This window comes from Franconibacter pulveris, from assembly GCF_056780215.1.
In genome coordinates, this window is the sequence record NZ_CM165555.1 from 58,047 (window position 1) to 78,152 (window position 20,106).

General features: G+C 59.3%; 21 protein-coding genes. 12 read left to right on the plus strand and 9 right to left on the minus strand.

What is annotated here, in order from left to right; translation table 11 throughout:
• Positions 1-2 precede the first annotated feature (2 nt).
• Positions 3-2,273, plus strand: a complete 2,271-nt coding sequence (gene yicI, locus ACU4F7_RS00305; protein ID WP_481637803.1) for an alpha-xylosidase — start codon at positions 3-5, stop codon at positions 2,271-2,273.
• Between the two features lie 305 nt (positions 2,274-2,578).
• On the opposite strand, the gene ACU4F7_RS00310 is transcribed toward yicI, so the two are convergent.
• Positions 2,579-3,490, minus strand: coding sequence for an alpha/beta hydrolase (locus tag ACU4F7_RS00310; protein WP_481637804.1), 912 nt, complete (start codon positions 3,488-3,490; stop codon positions 2,579-2,581).
• Between the two features lie 213 nt (positions 3,491-3,703).
• Between ACU4F7_RS00310 and ACU4F7_RS00315 the strand changes: the two genes are divergently transcribed.
• Both ACU4F7_RS00315 and ACU4F7_RS00320 read left to right on the plus strand, forming a co-directional pair.
• Positions 3,704-3,946 (plus strand): ribbon-helix-helix domain-containing protein, encoded by a 243-nt coding sequence (locus tag ACU4F7_RS00315; protein WP_035887033.1) that lies wholly within the window; start codon positions 3,704-3,706, stop codon positions 3,944-3,946.
• Positions 3,947-3,949: 3 nt separating this feature from the next.
• Positions 3,950-4,324 (plus strand): PIN domain-containing protein, encoded by a 375-nt coding sequence (locus ACU4F7_RS00320; protein ID WP_481637805.1) that lies wholly within the window; start codon positions 3,950-3,952, stop codon positions 4,322-4,324.
• 38 nt (positions 4,325-4,362) lie between these two features.
• Here ACU4F7_RS00320 and fdhE read toward each other — a convergent pair whose 3' ends face one another.
• From fdhE to fdnG, 4 genes are read right to left on the minus strand one after another with little or no spacing between them, the layout of a single operon-like run.
• Positions 4,363-5,292 (minus strand): formate dehydrogenase accessory protein FdhE, encoded by a 930-nt coding sequence (gene fdhE, locus ACU4F7_RS00325; protein ID WP_024556777.1) that lies wholly within the window; start codon positions 5,290-5,292, stop codon positions 4,363-4,365.
• The gene (fdoI, locus tag ACU4F7_RS00330) at positions 5,289-5,924 is read right to left on the minus strand and encodes a formate dehydrogenase cytochrome b556 subunit (RefSeq protein WP_024560315.1); all 636 of its coding nucleotides are present in this window, start codon (positions 5,922-5,924) and stop codon (positions 5,289-5,291) included. The genes fdhE and fdoI overlap by 4 nt, the downstream gene beginning before the upstream one ends.
• On the minus strand, positions 5,921-6,826 hold the full coding sequence (gene fdxH, locus ACU4F7_RS00335; protein WP_024556776.1) for a formate dehydrogenase subunit beta: 906 nt from the start codon (positions 6,824-6,826) through the stop codon (positions 5,921-5,923). The genes fdoI and fdxH overlap by 4 nt, the downstream gene beginning before the upstream one ends.
• A 12-nt stretch (positions 6,827-6,838) precedes the next feature.
• Positions 6,839-9,889 carry a formate dehydrogenase-N subunit alpha gene (gene fdnG / locus ACU4F7_RS00340; RefSeq protein ID WP_152977062.1) on the minus strand — a complete coding sequence of 1,017 codons (3,051 nt, stop codon included), beginning with the start codon at positions 9,887-9,889 and terminating at the stop codon, positions 6,839-6,841.
• A gap of 166 nt (positions 9,890-10,055) precedes the next feature.
• Between fdnG and fdhD the strand changes: the two genes are divergently transcribed.
• Together fdhD and ACU4F7_RS00350 are read left to right on the plus strand one after the other, a co-directional pair.
• A complete protein-coding gene (fdhD, locus tag ACU4F7_RS00345) occupies positions 10,056-10,880 on the plus strand; it encodes a formate dehydrogenase accessory sulfurtransferase FdhD (RefSeq protein WP_481637806.1) in 825 nt (274 codons plus the stop codon).
• A gap of 127 nt (positions 10,881-11,007) precedes the next feature.
• A complete protein-coding gene (locus ACU4F7_RS00350; protein WP_024556772.1) occupies positions 11,008-11,217 on the plus strand; it encodes a YdgH/BhsA/McbA-like domain containing protein in 210 nt (69 codons plus the stop codon).
• A 36-nt stretch (positions 11,218-11,253) separates the two neighbouring features.
• On the opposite strand, the gene ACU4F7_RS00355 is transcribed toward ACU4F7_RS00350, so the two are convergent.
• Positions 11,254-11,577, minus strand: a complete 324-nt coding sequence (locus ACU4F7_RS00355; RefSeq protein ID WP_024560316.1) for an AzlD domain-containing protein — start codon at positions 11,575-11,577, stop codon at positions 11,254-11,256.
• Positions 11,577-12,236: an AzlC family ABC transporter permease gene (locus tag ACU4F7_RS00360; protein WP_481638767.1), complete on the minus strand. Its 660-nt coding sequence runs from the start codon at positions 12,234-12,236 to the stop codon at positions 11,577-11,579. Before ACU4F7_RS00360 ends, ACU4F7_RS00355 begins: the two co-directional genes overlap by 1 nt.
• A gap of 105 nt (positions 12,237-12,341) precedes the next feature.
• On the opposite strand from ACU4F7_RS00360, the gene ACU4F7_RS00365 reads away from it, so the two are divergent.
• The 7 genes from ACU4F7_RS00365 to ACU4F7_RS00395 all read left to right on the plus strand — a co-directional run bounded on the left by ACU4F7_RS00365 (position 12,342) and on the right by ACU4F7_RS00395 (position 18,567).
• Entirely contained in the window at positions 12,342-12,890 is a 549-nt protein-coding gene (locus ACU4F7_RS00365) for a helix-turn-helix domain-containing protein (protein WP_481637807.1), read from the plus strand.
• A 134-nt stretch (positions 12,891-13,024) separates the two neighbouring features.
• On the plus strand, positions 13,025-13,234 hold the full coding sequence (locus tag ACU4F7_RS00370) for a YdgH/BhsA/McbA-like domain containing protein (RefSeq protein WP_024556772.1): 210 nt from the start codon (positions 13,025-13,027) through the stop codon (positions 13,232-13,234).
• A gap of 106 nt (positions 13,235-13,340) precedes the next feature.
• Positions 13,341-14,348, plus strand: a complete 1,008-nt coding sequence (locus ACU4F7_RS00375) for a LacI family DNA-binding transcriptional regulator (RefSeq protein WP_029590116.1) — start codon at positions 13,341-13,343, stop codon at positions 14,346-14,348.
• Between the two features lie 117 nt (positions 14,349-14,465).
• Complete coding sequence (locus ACU4F7_RS00380) at positions 14,466-16,589, plus strand: alpha-galactosidase (protein WP_481637808.1); 2,124 nt, start codon at positions 14,466-14,468, stop codon at positions 16,587-16,589.
• A 57-nt stretch (positions 16,590-16,646) separates the two neighbouring features.
• On the plus strand, positions 16,647-17,909 hold the full coding sequence (locus ACU4F7_RS00385; protein WP_029590118.1) for an MFS transporter: 1,263 nt from the start codon (positions 16,647-16,649) through the stop codon (positions 17,907-17,909).
• Between the two features lie 117 nt (positions 17,910-18,026).
• Positions 18,027-18,296 (plus strand): type II toxin-antitoxin system ParD family antitoxin, encoded by a 270-nt coding sequence (locus tag ACU4F7_RS00390; protein WP_024556764.1) that lies wholly within the window; start codon positions 18,027-18,029, stop codon positions 18,294-18,296.
• A gap of 25 nt (positions 18,297-18,321) precedes the next feature.
• Positions 18,322-18,567 carry a hypothetical protein gene (locus ACU4F7_RS00395; protein WP_481638768.1) on the plus strand — a complete coding sequence of 82 codons (246 nt, stop codon included), beginning with the start codon at positions 18,322-18,324 and terminating at the stop codon, positions 18,565-18,567.
• A gap of 55 nt (positions 18,568-18,622) precedes the next feature.
• Here the strand turns inward: ACU4F7_RS00395 and rhaM are convergent, their stop codons facing one another.
• Positions 18,623-18,937, minus strand: a complete 315-nt coding sequence (gene rhaM, locus ACU4F7_RS00400) for an L-rhamnose mutarotase (protein WP_029590119.1) — start codon at positions 18,935-18,937, stop codon at positions 18,623-18,625.
• The gene (gene fucO / locus ACU4F7_RS00405; protein ID WP_481637809.1) at positions 18,934-20,082 is read right to left on the minus strand and encodes a lactaldehyde reductase; all 1,149 of its coding nucleotides are present in this window, start codon (positions 20,080-20,082) and stop codon (positions 18,934-18,936) included. Before fucO ends, rhaM begins: the two co-directional genes overlap by 4 nt.
• Positions 20,083-20,106: the final 24 nt, after the last annotated feature.

The following is a 20,106-nucleotide window of genomic DNA, read 5'->3' on the forward strand; positions in this document are numbered from 1 at the left end:
AGATGAAAATCAGTGATGGCAACTGGCTTATTCAACCGGGCTTAACGCTTATCCACCCAATCCAGGTGTTTGATGTGGAGCAGCGCGGCAACGAAATGGTGGTCTATGCCGCGCCGCGCGACGCCCGCGAGCGCGCCTGGCAGCTCGACACGCCACTCTTTATGCTGCGCTTTTTCTCGCCGCAGGAAGGGGTTATCGGCGTGCGCCTTGAGCACTTTCAGGGCGCGGTGGATAACGGCCCGCGTTACCCGCTCAACGTGCTGACCGATGTGCGCGTTGAGATGCAAAACAGCGCGGATTACGCTGAGCTGAAAAGCGGCAATCTGAGCGTGCGCGTCACCAAAGGCGAAAGCTGGGCGCTCGATTTTCTGCGTAATGGCGAACGTATTACCGGCAGCCAGGTGAAAAACAACGGCTATGTGCAGGATAGCAACAGCGCGCGCAACTATATGTTTGAGCGGCTGGATCTCGGCGTGGGCGAAACGGTTTACGGTCTTGGCGAGCGCTTTACCGCGCTGGTGCGTAACGGCCAGACGGTGGAGACCTGGAACCGCGACGGCGGCACCAGCACCGAGCAGGCTTATAAAAATATCCCGTTTTACCTCACCAACCGCGGCTACGGCGTGCTGGTGAATCACCCGGAGTGCGTCTCTTTTGAAATCGGCTCTGAAAAAGTCTCCAAAGTGCAGTTCAGCGTGGAAGGAGAATATCTGGAGTATTTCGTGATTGACGGCCCCACGCCGAAGGCGGTGCTGGAGCGCTATACCCGCTTTACCGGCCGCCCGGCGCTGCCTCCGGCATGGTCGTTCGGGCTGTGGCTCACCACGTCGTTTACCACCAATTATGACGAAGAGACGGTCAACCGCTTTATCGACGGCATGGCGGAGCGCAACCTGCCGCTGCACGTGTTCCATTTTGACTGCTTCTGGATGAAGGCATTTCAATGGTGTGATTTTGAGTGGGACCCGGCGACCTTCCCGGACCCGGAAGGGATGCTCCGGCGCCTGAAGGCGAAAGGGCTAAAAATTTGCGTCTGGATAAACCCGTACATCGGCCAGAAGTCACCGCTGTTCCGCGAAGGGATGGAGAAAGGATATCTGCTGAAGCGGCCGAACGGCGCGGTGTGGCAGTGGGATAAGTGGCAACCGGGGCAGGGAATAGTTGATTTTACCAACCCGGCGGCGTGCGACTGGTACGCGGGCCATCTTAAGCGTTTGGTCGGTATGGGCGTCGACTGCTTTAAAACCGACTTCGGCGAGCGCATCCCCACCGACGTGGCGTGGTATGACGGATCGGACCCGCAGAAGATGCATAACCACTACGCTTTTCTCTACAACGAACTGGTGTGGAACGTGCTGAAAGAGACGGTAGGCGAAGCGGAAGCGGTACTGTTTGCCCGGTCGGCCTCCGTGGGCGCGCAGCAGTTCCCGGTGCACTGGGGCGGCGACTGCTACGCAAACTATGAATCGATGGCGGAAAGCCTGCGCGGCGGGCTCTCTATCGGGCTCTCTGGCTTTGGCTTCTGGAGCCACGATATCGGCGGGTTTGAAAACACCGCGCCGGCGCATGTTTACAAACGCTGGTGCGCGTTTGGCTTGCTCTCCAGCCATAGCCGCCTGCACGGCAGTAAATCTTACCGCGTGCCGTGGGCCTACGACGATGAAGCCTGTGATGTGGTGCGTCACTTTACGCAGCTTAAGTGCCGCCTGATGCCCTATCTCTATCGTCAGTCCGTCCTCGCCCATGAATGCGGCACGCCGGTGATGCGCGCCATGATGCTGGAGTACCCGGAAGACCCGGCGTGCGATTATCTCGACCGTCAGTACATGCTTGGCGATTCGCTGCTGGTGGCGCCCGTGTTCAGCGAGGCGGGCGACGTGTCGTTTTATCTGCCGCAAGGGCGCTGGACGCATCTGTGGCAAAACGACGAACTCACTGGCAGCCGCTGGCACAGGCAGCGACATGATTTCCTCAGCCTGCCGGTTTACGTGCGCGATAACACGTTACTGGCGCTGGGCAGCAACGACCAGAAGCCGGATTATGCCTGGCACGAAGGCGCGGCTTTCCAGCTCTTTAATCTGGAGGCAGGACGTGAAGCGGTATGCGAAGTGCCCTCGGCGGACGGCGCGGTCAGCTTTACGCTGCGCGTGAAGCGCGAAGGCAACCGCCTGACGGTACGGGGGGAAGGCGAGGCTTCAGGCTGGACGCTCTGCCTGCGTAATGTGCATCAGGTGGAAGAGGCTCAGGGGGCGGCGCAGTCAGGCAGCGAATAGGGCGTAGTGCTCATGCCGGAGCACGGCTCGCAGTCATTTACTGTGACGCTTTAAGTCAGAACAGCGCCGCCTGCGGGCGGCGTTTTCGTTTAAGGGCCGCGCTTCTGCCGGGCGGCGCTGCGCTGACGCATCCTGCACGGTCAAACGGCGTGGCCTGAAGCGAAAACGCGGGGTCTGTGATTTGCGCTGCGCTTACTGGTCCGGGAAATACGGGCCTGCTGACGTAGGGCGGGTAAGCAACGCGCCACTGCCTGATGGTCTTCCCCCTGCGCTAAACCGACGAGTGATAACGGACTCGGCTTTCTCTACGTTAATCGCGCCCGCCAGGCCAGGTCGCGCATGAGATCGCGGGCGCTCTGGCTTACGCCGCCCAGCTGAAAAAATCCGTGAATAACGCCCTGCCAGCGCTGCGAGGTGCAGGTAACGCCCTGCTGCGTCAGCCGGTCGAACAGCGCTTCGCCTTCATCGCACAAAGGGTCGAACTCGGCGGTAACGATATGCACGGGCGGCAGCCCGGCGAAATCGTCCCGCCAGAGGGGGCTGGCTTCCGGGTGCTGCCGCGGCGTGTTTTCCAGGTAGGCCTCATAGCCGGTAAGCAGCGTTTCGCGGGTAATGATGTAATCAAGCCCGTTGCGGGTGTAGCTTTCAAACCAGGCCGTGGCGTCCAGCATCGGGTAGATGAGCAAAAGCCGGGCCGGCTGCCAGAGGCCGTGCGCTTTCAGGCGCAGCGCGGTCACCAGCGCGATATGCCCGCCCGCGCTGTCGCCTGCAAGCGTAATGGCTGAAGCGTCCACGCCCAGCGCAGCGGCATGCTGCCGGATAAGAATGGCGGCGCGCTCCGCGTCGTCGTGCGCCGCCGGGTATCGGTGCTCGGGCGCCAGCCGGTACTGCACGGCAATCACCCGGCAACCGCTGTAGAAGGCGAGCTGGCGCAGCGGGTTGTCATGGGTTTCAAACCCGCCGCTGACGAAACAACCGCCGTGATAGTAAATTACCGTCGGCAGCGCGCCCGCGGCGTGCAAAGGAGAGAAGAGCCGCAGCCGCAGCCCTTCCAGCTCCACCTCTTTCACCTCAACCCGCTGCTCCGTCTCGCCGGCAAGCGAGGCGCTGGCGATATAACCCGCCCGCCGCTCGGCGAAGGTCTGGTTACGTACCGACGGCCTTCCTGCGGCAATGAAGCCCTCCACCATCGCCGCAATGCCTTTTTCAAGCGCCATCTTACTCTCCCTGAAACTGTATATCTATACAGAGTTATAGCCTGGCTGGAGGCAGGAGGGAACTGCCTGTTTCTGGCAGGTATGCATTCTGGAAAATATCTCGCAAAAGGGAAATTGTGCTCTGGCGATGGGTTAACTTTTGCGTCATTGCTTCTTATTCTTTTGCCCGTCAGCGCTTTAAAAATAATCAAAAATGATATAGTGAGGTGATATATGAGCATACTGATTGAGGATTTTATGGGACGTATTCTTCTCGATTTGCCTGACGATGCGCTTCGTCGCCTTGAACATCTGAAAGAACGCCGCAAGCTGCCGCGGGCAGCGTTGCTGAGGGAAGCAGTAGAGGAATATCTCGACAGGCAAAATCAGGACGTTGTGCAAAATGCGCTGGGTTTGTGGGGCGATAATGCGGAAGACGGGCTGGAATATGAACGCAAGCTGCGTGAGGAGTGGTAAGCCATGGAAGGACTGGCGGTATTCGACACCAATATCTTAATCGACCTTTTCGGCGGGCATGCGCAGGCAAAGGAAGCGCTGTCTCGTTTTCCCGTTAACCGCGCCATCAGTCTAATGACATGGATTGAAATCATGGTGGGAGCGAAAAAACATAATCAGGAAGCGCGGACCCGCGAGGTGTTGGATACGTTTGAGATCCTGGCTATCTGCTCTGCGGTAGCGGAGCGCAGCGTGTTGCTCCGTCAGCAACATGGGATGAAGTTGCCGGACGCTATCATTCTGGCGACAGCGCAGGTGCATTCGCGTCGGTTAGTGACCCGCAATGTGAAGGATTTCGACGGGCTTAACGGCGTAACCATACCCTATTCGCTACAATAACCCGCCCCCGGTAAGGGGACGGGAAAACGCAGGGAAATTTACTCCCCTTCGCCCGGGAACAGGAACGGGTTGATGGAACTGCGGGCGAAGCCCTCCTGCTCCATGCGCGCGTCCAGCACCAGCGAGGCGAGGTCGTCCGCTACCGGCTCCACTTTCGGGTCCTTTTCCTGATACAGAATTTTCAGGTAGGTGCCGCAGTCGCCGCAGCTTTCCGCTTTTACCGCCGCCTGTTCGCTCTCAAGCGACCAGTAGTTGAGATCGCGGGTTTGCTCGCAGTTGCTGCACTTCACGCGCACCACGTGCCACTCGGTTTCGCACAGGTTGCAGTGCAGGTAGCGCAGCCCCTGGCTTGAGCCGATGTGCACCATGCTGGAGACCGGCATGCTGCCGCAGACCGGGCAGAACTGGCGCTGCTCGCCATACTCGGCGCGCGCTTTGCCCGGAATGAGGCTTGCCATCTGCGACCAGTAAAGCGAAAGCGCCGCCCAGATAAACGGGGCTTTGTCGCTGCCGACGGTGGCGAAGTCTTCGTTGAACAGCGCAGTCGCCATCTCTTCCAGCTCCTGCGAGGAGGCTTTTTCGAGATTCTCGATAACCGCCAGCGCCGGGCCGCTCATCTCCGGCTTCAGCTCGGCAATCAGCGAATGCAGCAGCTTCTGCCAGTGCGCGTCGCGCGGCAGCACATGGATATCCAGCGGCGGCTTGCCCTTCTCGGCGGCCTCTTTAATCCGCGCCGTTAAGTCCATCTGCAGCGGGTGGTCATACAGCACCACTTCCTGCGCGTGGGCGATAAGGGCGGCGAAGCGCAGATAGTCGCCCAGCGGGTTTTTCTCCGCCAGCTCGCGCAGACGTTCAGCGCGGCGGTTATAGAGATTTTTCAGTCTGGGGAACAATAACGGCGGAATCACTTCCGCCGTGCGTTTATCGCTCTTCTCCAGCTGGTCTTGCGGGATGATGCGAATACTCATTCAGTCGATTTTTCCTGTTTACCGCGCACTTCACGGTACCAACGCGGGTGATGTCTCTTCGCCCATGTGGTGGTGACCCAGCCTTCAACCATCGCGGTGATAGTGCCTTTCACCCACAGAGCGGCGTAAATATGCACCATAATAACCACAATTAACGCTACGGCGGCAAATGAATGCAGCAACAGCGCGATGCGGATAACCGGGATTGGGAACGCGGGCGCGAAGTAAGGCCGCCAGATCACGACGCCGCTTGCCAGCAACAGCACGAGCAGAATAATCGCCGCCCAGAAAACGCATTTCTGGCCGAAGTTATAGCGCCCGGTGTCTCCCACTTCCTCGTTGACGACGATCTTACGAATATTCTTCGCCCAAAAGATATCATCCCGATTGATTAGGTTGTGGTGCCAGTAGCGGAAGAACATGATGATGAATGAAGCAAACATCACCACACCCACGAACGGATGCAGAATGCGCGCCAGCTGCGGCGTACCGAGGATGTTCATCAACCAGTTGAAGGAGGGGAAAAAGAACCCCAGCCCGCTCACCGCCGCCAGCACGAAGCAGAAGGCGGTAACCCAGTGGTTGATGCGCTCGGGCGCCGAGTAGCGCACGATGGTGTCACGTTTTCTCATTTGCGCACCTCGTCATCTTTCTTGTCGTGGAGATTGTCTTCATCATCGTCTGCGCGGTTCGGACCTACGCCTACGTAGTGGAAGACGCTCGCGGCGAAGGTCGCCGCAAAGCCGATGGCGGCAAGCGGTTTCCAGATGCCTTTCCAGAACTTCACCGCTTCGCTTATCTGCGGGTTCTCCGGCAGGCCGTGGTAGAGATTCGGCTTGTCGGCGTGATGCAGAACATACATCACGTGCGTGCCGCCAACGCCTGCCGGATCGTACAGACCGGCGTTGTCGTAACCACGGGTCTTCAGTTCCGCCACGCGCTCGCCTGCGAGGTTCTTCATGTCCTCTTTGGAGCCAAAGTGGATGGCGCCGGTCGGACAGGTTTTCACGCACGCCGGCTCCTGGCCCACGGTGACGCGGTCTACGCACAGGGTGCATTTGTAGACGCGGTTGTCTTCCGGGTTCAGGCGCGGGACGTCGAACGGGCAGCCTGCGATGCAGTAGCCGCAGCCGATGCACTGCTCGGACTGGAAGTCGACGATGCCGTTGGCATACTGAATGATAGCGCCTTCCGACGGGCACGCCTTAAGGCAGCCCGGGTCGGCGCAGTGCATGCAGCCATCCTTGCGGATGAGCCATTCGAGTTTGTCGTTCTGCTCCACTTCCGAGAAGCGCATCACGGTCCAGGACTTGGCGGTCAGGTCCGCCGGGTTGTCATACACCCCAACGTTGTGCCCTACCTCGTCACGCAGATCGTTCCACTCCGAACAGGCCACCTGACAGGCTTTACAGCCGATGCAGGTGGTTACGTCGATAAGCTTCGCCACTTCCTGCTGGTGATCCCGCGCCTGAGGCGCGGGGGTGAAACCGTTAGTCGCGGAACGACGGATAATGTCTTGTGATTGATAAGCCATGAGTCGTCTCCGTTACACCTTTTCCACGTTCACCAGGAACGCCTTAAATTCCGGCGTCTGAGTGTTCGCATCGCCCACAAACGGCGTCAGCGTGTTGGCGATAAAGCCTTTCTTCGCCACGCCTTCGTAACCCCAGTGGATAGGAATACCGATGGTATCGACCTCCTTACCGTGGACGTTCAGCGTGCGAATGCGCTTAGTCACCACCGCCTTGGCTTTGATGTAGCCGCGGTTGGAGGAGACTTTCACCGTATCGCCCTGCGCGATGCCGAGCTTGCCGGCCAGCTTCTCGCCGATTTCCACAAACTGCTCCGGCTGCGCAATGGCGTTCAGCAACGCATGCTTGGTCCAGTAGTGGAAGTGCTCCGTCAGGCGGTAAGTCGTACCGACGTACGGGAACTTATCCGACTTGCCCAGCGCTGCCGCATCGTCTTTGAAAATGCGCGCCGCCGGGTTGGAGATAACGTTCGGGTGCAGCGGGTTGGTGCCGATAGGCGTTTCAAACGGCTCGTAGTGCTCCGGGAACGGCCCTTCCGCCATTTTGTCGATGGCGAACAGACGGCCCACGCCCTCCTGCAGCATGATAAACGGCCCGACGTTACTGCCCGGAGGCGCCGTGTTGTAATCCGGAATATCCGCCCCGACCCACTTACCGTTGGCGTAGGTGAGCAGCTGGCGTTTCGGATCCCACGGTTTGCCCTGCGGGTCCGCCGAGGCGCGGTTATAGAGGATGCGGCGGTTCAACGGCCATGCCCATGCCCAGCCCAGCGTATTGCCAAGGCCTGACGGGTCGGCGTTGTCGCGGCGCGCCATCTGGTTGCCGTCCGGCGTCCAGCTGCCGGCGAAGATCCAGCAGCCGCTCGACGTCGTGCCGTCATCGCGCAGGTGCGCGAAGGAGGCGAGCTGATTGCCTTTTTTCGCCAGCACGTTGCCGGTGACCGGGTCGATGATGTCTTCGAGCGCCTTGCCGTTGCTCTCCATCGCCACTTCTTCCGGCGACGGGTTCTCCGGCGTGGAGTAGTTCCAGCTCATGTTCAGCACCGGCTCCGGCGTAGCGCCGCCCTGTTCGGCGTACATCTTGCGCAGGCGCAGGAAGATGCCGGCCAGGATTTCGCCGTCGTTCAGCGCTTCGCCCGGCGCGTCCTGACCTTTCCAGTGCCACTGCAGCCAGCGGCCGGAGTTAACGATAGAACCGTTCTCTTCGGCGAAGCAGGTAGAGGGCAGGCGGAACACTTCGGTCTGAATGCTCGCGGTATCCACGTCGTTCTGCTCGCCGTGGTTTTGCCAGAAGGTCGCTGTTTCGGTGTTGAGCGGGTCGATGGTCACCAGGAACTTCAGCTTCGAGAGCGCAGCGACCACTTTGTTTTTGTTCGGGAACGACGCCACCGGGTTAAAGCCCTGGCAGATATAGCCGTTCACCTTGCCCTGGCTCATCATTTCGAAATACTGCAGGACGTCGTAGCCCTTGTCCCACTTCGGCAGCCAGTCAAAGCCCCAGCTGTTCTCGGCTGTCGCTTTGTCGCCAAAGAAGGCTTTCATCATCGAAACGAAAAATTTCGGGTAGTTGCTCCAGTAGTTAACCTGGCCTTCCTGCAGCGGCTTCGGCGTATTGCCGGCGAGATAGGTCTGAAGATCGGCCTGTTTCTCGCTTGGCAGCGTCATGTAACCTGGCAGGCTCTGCGTCAGCAGGCCGAGGTCGGTCAGACCCTGGATGTTGGAGTGGCCGCGCAGCGCGTTCACGCCGCCGCCCGCCATGCCCATGTTGCCGAGCAGCAGCTGGACCATCGCCATGGTGCGGATGTTCTGCGCGCCGATGGAGTGCTGCGTCCAGCCGAGCGCGTAGAGGAACGACGCGGTTTTATCGTGCGCGCTGGTTTCGGCGATAAGCTCGCAGACTTTCAGGAAGTCTTCTTTCGGCGTACCACAGATATCCGACACGGTTTCCGGCGTGTAGCGGGAAACGTGGGCTTTCAGCATGTTCCACACGCAACGCGGATGGGTGAGGGTGGCGTCGCGTTTCGCGTAGCCGTTCTCATCCAGCTCGTAGTTCCAGGTGGTTTTGTCGTACTTACGGTTTTCCGCGTCATAGCCAGTGAACAGGCCGTCTTCGAAGCCGAAATCTTCACGCACGATCAGGCTGGCGTTGGTGTAGGCCTCGACATATTCGCGGTTAACTTTGTTGTTGGTCATCAGGTACAGCAGGACGCCCGACAGGAAAGCGATGTCGGTGCCGGAACGGATCGGCGTATAGAAATCCGCGACCGATGCCGTACGCGTAAAGCGTGGATCGATAACAATCAGCTTCGCGCCGTTGTGGATTTTGGCTTCCATCGCCCAGCGGAACCCGACCGGATGCGCTTCTGCCGCATTCCCGCCCATCACGACGACAAGGTTGGCGTTTTTAATGTCGACCCAGTGGTTGGTCATCGCACCGCGACCAAATGTTGGAGCAAGACTTGCTACCGTTGGTCCGTGTCAGACACGCGCCTGGTTGTCGACGGCTAACATGCCGAGTGCGCGGGTAAATTTCTGCGATAAATAGCCGGTTTCGTTGCTGGAAGCGGAGGCGCACAGCATACCGGTGGAGAGCCAGCGGTTGACGGTGGTGCCTTCGGCGTTCTGCGCGATGAAGTTGGCGTCGCGGTCTTCTTTCATCAGTTTAGCGATGCGATCGAACGCCTCTTCCCAACTGATGCGCTGGAATTTATCCGAGCCAGGGGCGCGGTATTCCGGGTACTTCAGGCGGCTTTCGGAGTGGATGAAATCCACAAGTCCTGCGCCTTTCGGGCAAAGCGCCCCGCGGTTTACCGGATGGTCCGGGTCGCCTTCGATGTGAAAAATGGAAGATTTCGCGTTTTTCGCGCCGTCGCCTAAGCTGTACATCAACAGCCCACAGCCGACGGAACAGTACGTACAGGTATTACGGGTTTCGCGGGTGCGCAGCAGTTTATACTGCCGTGTCTCCGCCAGCGCGACGCCTGGGGCAAAGCCCAGCGCAGCTGCCGTGGTGCCTGCCATACCGCCAGCGCAGATCTTAAAGAACTGCCTTCTGCTGACCTGCATGGGTCGCTCCTTGTTTCGACATTGTCACTATTGTATTTGTGGATTTTTTATTTTGCGGATGCCCCCGCAAAGGTTCACAATCGTGCTCGTCCCTCCGGTCAGGAAGGGAAGGGAGGCGACAGGATACCATAATGTTGCTAAGGCTGTTCCAGGCGGTTAAATAAAAGTGAATAAGAATCACCCGAAACTGTTACGAAACGTGACCGCGATCACCGCAGCGGCAGAGCGTTCGCTCTGGAAGCGCGGCGATCTGACGCAGGCGCAGCCCGACTGGCTCGCTGAAGAAGTGCCGGTGGCGCTGGTTTATAACGGCATTTCGCACGTGGTCATGATGGCCTCGCCAAAAGACCTTGAGCTTTTCGCCTTAGGTTTCTCTTTATCGGAAGGGATTATCGAATCTTCACAGGAAATCTACGGCATGGATGTGGTGAAAGGCTGTAACGGTATCGAAGTGCAGATAGAGCTCTCCAGCCGCCGCTTTATGGGGCTGAAGGAACGCCGCCGCGCGATGACGGGCCGCACGGGCTGCGGCGTCTGCGGCGTGGAGCAACTTAACGAGATAGGCCGTCCGGTCGCGCCGCTGCCTTTCACGCAAACTTTCCCGCTTTCCCTTCTCGACGACGCGCTGCGCCAGCTAAGCGATTTTCAGCCCGTAGGCCAGCTTACCGGCTGCACGCACGCGGCGGCCTGGATAAACGGTGACGGCGCGGTGCCGGGCGGGCATGAAGATATCGGCCGCCACGTGGCGCTGGACAAGCTGCTGGGCCGTCGGGCGCGGGAAGGGTGGCGCGAGGGTGCGGCGATGGTTTCCAGCCGGGCCAGCTATGAGATGGTGCAGAAATCCGCCATGTGCGGCGTGGAAATTCTGTTTGCCGTTTCCGCCGCCACCACGCTTGCCGTTGACGTAGCCGAGCGCTGCAACCTGACGCTGGTGGGCTTTGCCAAACCGGGAAGGGCGACTATTTATACCCACCCACAGCGGCTTATCTAGCATTCAAAAATTTTGACTTATTACGGCAAATCCTTCCGCTTTTTGTTCAGCGAGTACAGGTCTACTATTACTCACATCGAAGGCCAGTCGCCTTCTCCCTGAACAAACTGACTGAAGGATTTACACCATGAACACTATCAAAACTTTTGTTGCTGTTGTCGCGTTATCTTCCGCTTTCGGCGCTTTCGCTTCTCAGACCGTGACCGCGACCGACACCACGCTTTCCGGCGCTGAAGCGCAAATCGCCGCCAAAGCCAAAGATGCCGGCGCGTCTTACCGCATCACCGAAGCGTTCAGCGGCAACCAGGTTCACATGACCGCTGAACTGAGCAAATAAGCAAAAACTGTCGAAAGAGCGCCTGCGGGCGCTTTTTTAGTTTATGCCCGCCAGACGCAGCAGCGCAGTGACCACTGCCGCCGCGATAATCACCACAATCAACGGCGCTTTACGCCAGGCCAGAAACAGCGCAAACGCCACCCCCAGCACCCGCGCCATACCCGCGAACGTTTCCCCTTCGTAAAAGGTGGCCGCCAGCGCCACGGCGAATAACAACGTCGTGGCGGCATCGGAGAGCAGCGCCTGAGCGCGTTCAGAGAGCGCGAGCTTGTTGCCAAGCCTGGCGCCGCCAAAGCGCATCAGATAAGTGCCGACAGAGAGCACGGCGATCCCGGTAAGAATGAACCCTGTGCTGGCCATTATCTCTTCCTCGTCAGTAAACCGGCTAAAGAGAGCAGCACCGGCAGCCCCACTGGCGCAAACGGCACGGCGGCAAGCGAGATTGCCGCGCCGCTGCCGGCGCGGATAAGCGTGGTTTTTTTCTTCAGCGCAGGCAACACCAGCGCCAGCAGAATCGCCGGGAAGACCGCATCCAGGCCAATAGTTTCCGGCGCGGGCAGCAGCTTGCCTACGGCAACGCCGATAACGACCCCAAGCGGCCAGAAGAGCGCGACGCCAAGCCCGCACAGCCAGTAGGCGGCTTTGCGGGTTTCCGGGGTGGATTGCGATAAACCGAACACCACGCTTTCGTCATTCATAATATGCGAGCCCAGCAGCCGGGCTGCGCCCTGACCCACCAGGTCGCGTACCGTTATGCCGAACGGCAAATGGCGCGCATTCACCAGCAAACCCGCCGCCGCGGCCGCCAGCGGACTGCCGCCGCTCGCCACAATGCCGATAAAAATGAATTCCGACGCGCCCGCCAGCACGGTGAGGGATAACAATAGCGGCACCCACAGCGCAAAACCGTACGCCATCGCCAGCGTACCGTAGGAAACGCCAACCACGCCGACCGCCAGACAGACCAGCAAAATAGCCCTTATAATGTCGCCTTTCAGGCACGAGAAGCGATGTATCAACATACTTTTTTCAGCCATAATGAACGAATGACCATTATAATGAACATCTCAGGTTCGTTTTTCAAGGCGAACGATTGTTCTTTTTAACGAACACTGGAGCATGACATGACGCAGCCGATAAGCGTAATCGCCAAAAGCCTGGTGCGCGAGCGAACCCGCGCCGGGCTTTCGCTGGCGGAAGTAGCCCGCCGCGCGGGCATCGCCAAATCGACCCTTTCCCAGCTTGAAAGCGGCAACGGCAACCCCAGCCTTGAAACGCTCTGGGCGCTGTGCGTGGCGCTGGATATTCCCTTTGCGCGATTGATGGAGCCGCAGAGTGCGAAAACGCAGGTGATCCGCCGTGGCGAAGGGCCTGCGGTTGCCGCGGAGCTGGCGGAATATAAAGCGATTCTGCTCGCCACCTGCCCGCCGGGAGCGCGGCGCGATATCTATCTGCTGTTGACCCAGCCGGGCGGCGAACGGCTTTCGCATCCGCATCCCGCCGGTTCCGTTGAGCATATTATCGTGACGCGCGGCCGGGCGTTGGTGGGGCTGACCGATGCGCCGGAAGAACTGAGCGCCGGGGATTACATCTGTTATCCGGCCGATCAGGCGCATATTTTCCGCGCGCTGGAGCCGGACACCGAGGCGATTTTAGTGGCGGAGCAGAATTGATCTTCTTAATTCAAAAATTTTGATTTATTACGGCAAATCCTTCCGCTTTTTGTTCAGCGAGTACAGGTCTACTATTACTCACATCGAAGGCAAACGGCCTTCTCCCTGAACAAACTGACTGAAGGATTTACACCATGAACACTATCAAAACTTTTGTTGCTGTTGTCGCACTCTCTTCCGCTTTCGGCGCTTTCGCTTCACAGACCGTGACCGCAACCGACACCACGCTTTCCGGCGCGGAAGCGCAAATCGCCGCCAAAGCCAAAGATGCCGGCGCGTCTTATCGCATCACCGAAGCGTTCAGCGGCAATCAGGTTCACATGACCGCCGAACTGAGCAAATAAGCGAAAATCTGTCGAAAGAGCGCCTGCGGGCGCTTTTTTTGTTTTATGGACTCCATAAAGACGATAGGCGAAACTAACCGGGTTTTCATCACGGACGCGCAATCGTATGTCGCTTAAAGCCATCGCCAAAGAACTCGGACTTTCTGTAACCACCGTCAGCCGCGCGCTGAACGGCTATGACGATGTCTCAAAAGAGACCCGGGGCCGTGTGGAGGCTGAGGCGCAGCGGCGCGGCTACCGGCCCAACACCTTCGCCCGACGCCTGAAGATGGGCAAAATCGACGCCGTGGGGCTGGTTTTTCCGGTGCATCCGGCGCCGCTTAATAACAGCGTCTTCATGGAGATGGTGGGGGAGATAAGCCGCGAGCTGGCGCAGCACGAAGTGGATTTGCTGCTTATCGCCGATGACGACCTCGCTGACAGCCACAGCTATATGCGGCTGGTGCAAAGCCGCCGCGTGGACGCGCTTATCGTGGCGCACACGCTGGATGACGACCCGCGTTTGCAGGAGCTCCAGTCAGCCCACTTCCCCTTTTTAGCGCTGGGCCGCAGTCGGCTTTCCCGTCCTTACGCCTGGTTTGATTTCGACAACTATGCCGGCACTTATCAGGCCACGCAGCGGTTGATGTCCCTTGGCCACCGGCGCATCGCCATGCTTGGCGAAAATAACACCCAGGCTTTTATCACCCAGCGCCGTGAAGGCTGGCGCGACGCTCTGCGAAGCCGTCAGCTCGATGAAAGCGGGCTGCGAATGCTGCCGCCCACCCGTCGCGCGGGCTATAAAGCCACGCTCGATCTGCTGGCGCTGCCTGCGCCGCCCACGGCTATCATCACCGACTGCAACTCGCTCGGCGACGGCGCGGCGATGGCGCTGCAAACGCGCAACCGCCTGCATGGCGAGAACGCGGTTTCGCTGGTGGTTTACGACGGCCTGCCGCCGGACAGCATTGTGGAAACCGACGTAGCAGCGGTTATCCAGTCTACCCGCGAAGGCGTTGGCCGCCAGATAGCCGATATGGTCCAGCGCCTTATCGCCGGCGAGCCGCCAGAACGGCTCCAGGTGCTCTGGCAGCCCGATTTCCTTCCCGGCTCCACCCTGCATGCTCCGGCATGAGTTCATACGGCGTTAACCCGTAAAACCCCGACGCGATCACATATCCGAAACGTTTTGGTTGGCACCCGAAACGTTTCGGATCAACAGTAAAAGCATACCTGAACCCGGAGATGCTTTATGGAAACGAACTTCCACCGCCTGACCAGCGCCGTTACCGATATTGTTGTTAAAACGCAGCCGTTTGCAGAAATTGTTTACTGGGGGCCGCATCTTGCCCACTTTTCGCCGCAGGATTGCGACAGTTTGTTGCGTCCGGTGGCTAACGGGCGTCTTGACGTCGATTCGCCCGTCACGCTGATGGCGGAGCTGGGCCACGGGCTTTTCGGCTCGCCGGGCATTGAAGGGCACCGCAACGGGCTGGATGGCTCGCCGGTGTTCGCCACCGTGGAGGTCCGCCAGCAGGGCGAGACGCTGATAATTTTCAGTGAAGACGCCAGCGCAGGCCTGCGGCTGCAAAGCGAACTGACGCTGACGACAAGCGGCGTGCTGAAAGTGCGTCACGGCCTGACCAACCTGCGCGCCGGCGCCTGGCAAGTTAACCGGTTCGCCGTCACGCTGCCGGTAGCGGAGCGCGCCTTTGAGGTGATGGCCTTTCATGGCCGCTGGATCCGCGAGTTCCAGCCGCACCGCGTCACGCTAAGCCACGACGGTTTCGTGCTGGAAAACCGACGCGGGCGCACCTCTCACGAGCATTTCCCGGCGCTGATCGCCGGGACGCAGAGCTTCGGCGAGCAGCACGGCGAGGTGTGGGGCGTGCATCTCGGCTGGAGCGGCAACCACCGGCTGAAGTGCGAAGTGAAAACCGACGGCCGCCGCTACCTGCAGGCCGAAGCGCTCTATCTGCCGGGCGAAATCGCGCTGGAAGAGGGCGAAACCCTGCACACGCCGTGGCTTTACGCCAGCCACTCGACGCACGGGCTGAACGGCATGAGCCAGCAGTTCCACCGTTTTCTGCGCGACGAAGTTATTCGCTTTCCTGACAGCAAGCCGCGCCCGGTGCACCTCAACACCTGGGAGGGGATTTACTTCGATCATCAGCCTGAATACATCATGCAGATGGCGACCCAGGCCGCGTCGCTTGGCGTAGAGCGCTTTATCATCGACGACGGCTGGTTTAAAGGCCGCAACGACGACCACGCGGCGCTTGGCGACTGGTATCTCGACGAGCAGAAATACCCGAACGGGCTAATGCCGGTGATCAACCACGTTAAAGCGCTGGGTATGGAGTTCGGCATCTGGGTAGAGCCGGAGATGATAAACCCTGATTCCGACCTTTACCGGGCGCACCCGGACTGGGTGCTGGCGCTGCCGGGCTACCCGAAAACCACCGGACGCCACCAGTGGGTGCTCAACCTGAACATCCCCGACGCGTTTGACTACCTGCTGGCGCGCATGAGCTGGCTGCTCGGCGAGCACCCGGTGGATTATGTGAAATGGGATATGAACCGCGAGCTGGTGCAGCCGGGGCACGAGGGCCGGGCGGCGGCGGATGCGCAGACGCGCCAGTTCTACCGCCTGCTTGATACGCTGCGCAACCGCTTCCCGCATATCGAGTTTGAGTCCTGCGCCTCCGGCGGCGGACGCATCGATTACGAAGTGCTGGCCCGCAGCCACCGCTTCTGGGCCTCGGATAACAACGATGCACTGGAGCGCAGCGCCATTCAGCGCGGCATGAGCTATTTCTTCCCGCCGGAGGTGATGGGCGCGCACATCGGCAACCGCCGCTGCCATGCGACCTTCCGCCAGCACAGCATTGAATTTCGCGGCCTTACCGCGCTGTTCGGCCATATGGGGCTGGAGCTGGACCCGGTCACGGCGGATGCCGAAGAGCAGGCGGGCTACCAGCGCTACGCTGCGCTTTATAAACAGTGGCGCGAGCTTATCCATACCGGCGACCTGTGGCGCGTGGAGATGCCGGAGGCGTCCACCCAGGCGCAGGGCGTGGTCAGTCAGGACAAGCGACAGGGGCTGTTCCTGGTCAGCCAGTTGACGATGCCGGATTACACCCTGCCGGGCGCGCTTCGCGTGCCGGGGCTTGCGCCGGACGCGCGTTATCAGGTGCGGCTGGTGGATCACCCGAATATCGCTATTACCGGCGAAGGAGGACATACCATGCGCAAGCTGCCAGGCTGGATGAACGAGCCGCTGAGCGCGACGGGGGAATGGCTGGCGCAGGCAGGGTTGCAGCTGCCGGTGCTCGACCCGGAAAGCGCCATTCTGATTGCTTTTGAACGCGTGTGATGGTGGAGGCGCCGCCCGCGCGGCGCCGTGATGGTGTGCCTTTCGAGGATAACGATAATGACGACAACCGCCTGTACCTACAAAAACAACCCTAATTTCTGGATCTTCGGCCTCTTTTTCTTTTTCTATTTTTTCATTATGGCCACCTGCTTTCCGTTCCTGCCCATCTGGCTTTCGGACGTCATTGGCCTGAATAAAACCGATACCGGCATTGTCTTCTCCTGCATGTCGCTGTTCGCTATCGCCTTTCAGCCGGTGCTGGGCGTGATTTCCGACAAGCTGGGGCTGAAAAAACACCTGTTGTGGATTATCACCACCTTGCTGGTGCTGTTCGCGCCTTTCTTCCTGTGGGTGTTTGGGCCGCTGCTGAAGGCGAATATCTGGCTCGGCGCGCTGGCGGGCGGACTGTACATCGGCTTTTGTTTCTCCGCCGGCGCCGGGGCGATTGAGGCGTATATCGAGCGCGTGAGTCGCAGCAGCGCGTTTGAGTACGGCAAAGCGCGCATGTTCGGCTGCCTTGGCTGGGGGCTGTGCGCCTCGACGGCGGGCATGCTGTTTAACGTCAACCCGGCGATGGTCTTCTGGATGGGCTCCGGCGCGGCGCTCATCCTGATGGCGCTGCTGCTTATCGCCCGTCCGCGCGCCAACCCTAACGCCCAGGTGATGAACGCGCTCGGCGCCAACCAGCCGCAGGTGACGGCGAAGATGGCGCTGGGCCTGTTTCGCCTGCCGAAGCTGTGGATGTTTATTCTGTATGTGATAGGCGTGGCCTGCGTATACGACGTTTTCGACCAGCAGTTCGCCACCTTTTTTAAATCGTTCTTTCCCACGCCGCAGGCGGGAACCCAGGCGTTCGGCTTCGCCACGACGGCGGGCGAGATGTGCAACGCCATCATCATGTTCTGCTCGCCATGGATAATTAACCGCATCGGCGCGAAAAACACGCTGCTGATCGCAGGCGCCATTATGGCGACGCGCATCATAGGCTCGGCGTTCGCCACCACCGTTTATGAAGTTATCGCGCTGAAGATGCTGCACGCGCTCGAGGTGCCGTTCCTGCTGGTGGGCGCGTTTAAGTATATTACTGGCGTGTTCGACACCCGCCTGTCGGCCACCATCTACCTGATTGGCTTCCAGTTCGCCAAGCAAATGGCGGCGATTTTCCTCTCCGCCTTCGCCGGCAATATGTATGACCGGATAGGTTTCCAGGACACCTATCTGATTCTCGGCAGCATCGTGCTTGGGATCACGGTCGTTTCCGCGTTTACCCTCTCAAACCACCGGCCAGGGGTGGCGTTAAAAGAGACGGTGAAGGCGTAAGGCGTTAGTAAAGCGCAACCAGCCCGCATCAGCGGGCTTATTGCTCATCGCGACGTTGCACAGAAATTCAGCAAGCGATACTATTTGTAAGAATAATTCTTACAAAAGGTGGCATATATGGCGCGCACCATGACGGTAGATTTAGGCGATGAGTTGCGTGATTTTGTCGAATCGCTGATTGCCGCGGGAGATTATCGTACCCAAAGTGAGGTGATTCGGGATTCATTGCGTTTATTGCGTGAAAAGCAGGCTGGTTCTCGTCTTGCTCAACTTCGCGAGCAGCTTGCTGAAGGCGTAAACAGCGGCGAACCACAGGAATGGAAGCAGGATGCTTTCCTTGATTATCTTAAAGCCAGGGTTCGGCGTAATAATGAAGAAGCGGATTAAATTAACGCCAAAAGCGCATAAAGACATGGCAGCCATAGGGTTATACGGTTTTGAGCGCTCTGGCGTGGCGCAAGCCGACAGCTATATAAAGCGTCTGTCGACCATGTTTGAGAATGTGGCCCGATATCAAATGGCATCAGACGAAAGGAATTGGGTTCTGGAATCTATTCTCAGGTTTGCGCCAGCCATGTTCTGTTTTTTACCCCGCAACCGGAAGCTATCGTTATTATTCGCGTCTTGCATCATTCCCAGGATGTGCTCAGTCACTTAGGGGCATAAAGGCCGCATCCGCAATAAAAAGCCCGCATCAGCGGGCTTTTTGCGTCTCACTCCAGGTAAAACACCTCTTTCAGCTCCCGGCTGACCGGACTGTTGTCCGGGTTGGCTGGCATAATCTCCCGCATATGTTTCCACCAGCGCTGGCAGACGTCGGTATCCGCCACGGCGTTCCAGCGCGCTTCGCTCTCGATTTCCACGGTGGCGAACAGCAGGTTGCGCTCAGCGTCGAGGTAAATCGCGTAGTGATGCGCGCCGTGCTGTTTAAGCACCGCCTCCAGCTCCGGCCAGATGGGCGAGTGGCGGCGCTGATACTCTTCATGAGCGCCGGGGTTGACCTGCATGACAAACGCTTTGCGGATCATAACGCCTCCAGATAAAGCTCGCGCACCTCTTCGCGGGTCGCGCGGCGTGGGTTACAGGGCGCGCACGGGTCCGCCAGCGCCTTATCAAGCCAGCCTTCGATATCCGCTTTGGTCACGCCAAGCTTACTGAAGCCGGAAGGGATGCCGACGCGGGCGGAAAGGGCGCGAATAGCGGCAATCGCCTGCTGGCTCGCCTGCTCGTCGCTCATGCCCTGGATATTGACGCCCATCGCCTGCGCCACGCGGGCGAAGCGCGCCACCGCGCTCGGGCGGTTAAAGTTTTCGATGACAGGCAGCAGGATGGCATTGCAGACGCCGTGCGGCAGGTTATGCGTCGCGCCAGGCTGGTGGGCCAGCGCGTGCACCAGCCCTAAGCCCGCGCTGTTAAAGGCCATGCCCGCCAGATACTGGCCGTAGGCCATCATTTCACGCGCTTCGAGGTTATGACCGTCATCCACCGCTTTCGGCAGCCACTGGCTAATCAGGCGAATCGCTTCCAGCGCGTTGGCGTCGGTCAACGGGTGCGCGCCCACGGAAACATACGCCTCCACTGCATGGGTCAGCGCGTCCATGCCGGTGGCGGCGGTTACCGCGGCGGGAATATCCAGCATGACGCTTGCGTCATCCACGGCGATATCGGGAATAATGTTCGGGTCGATAATCACCTCTTTTACCTGGCGTTCGGCATTGATGATTACCGCGTTGCTGGTCATTTCGGCGGCGGTGCCCGCCGTGGTGTTGATGGCGACCAGCGGCACGCCGGCATGGGTCACTTTGCCGATGCCGGAATAATTCGTTGAAGGGCCGGGGTTGGCGGTCAGAATTTTAATCGCCTTGGCGGTGTCTATCGGGCTGCCGCCGCCAAAGGCTATCAGGTAATCGCATTCGGCGTTCCGGTAAGCGTCGTAACCCTGCTGCACCAGCGCCTCGGTGGGGTTGGGGAAAACCGCGTCGAACAGTTCATAAGAGAGTTGATGCGCATCCAGCGCGGCGAAAAGGCTATCCAGCAGGCCCAGTTTCACCAGGTGCCCGTCGGTGACAATTAGCGCCTTGCCCCACGACTTGCCCGCCACCAGTTTCACCATGTCGCCAATAGCGCCTGCGCCATGCAGGCTGATTTTCGGTAACGCCAGCATAAAGCTCATGATACTTCTCCTTAACGTTGATTT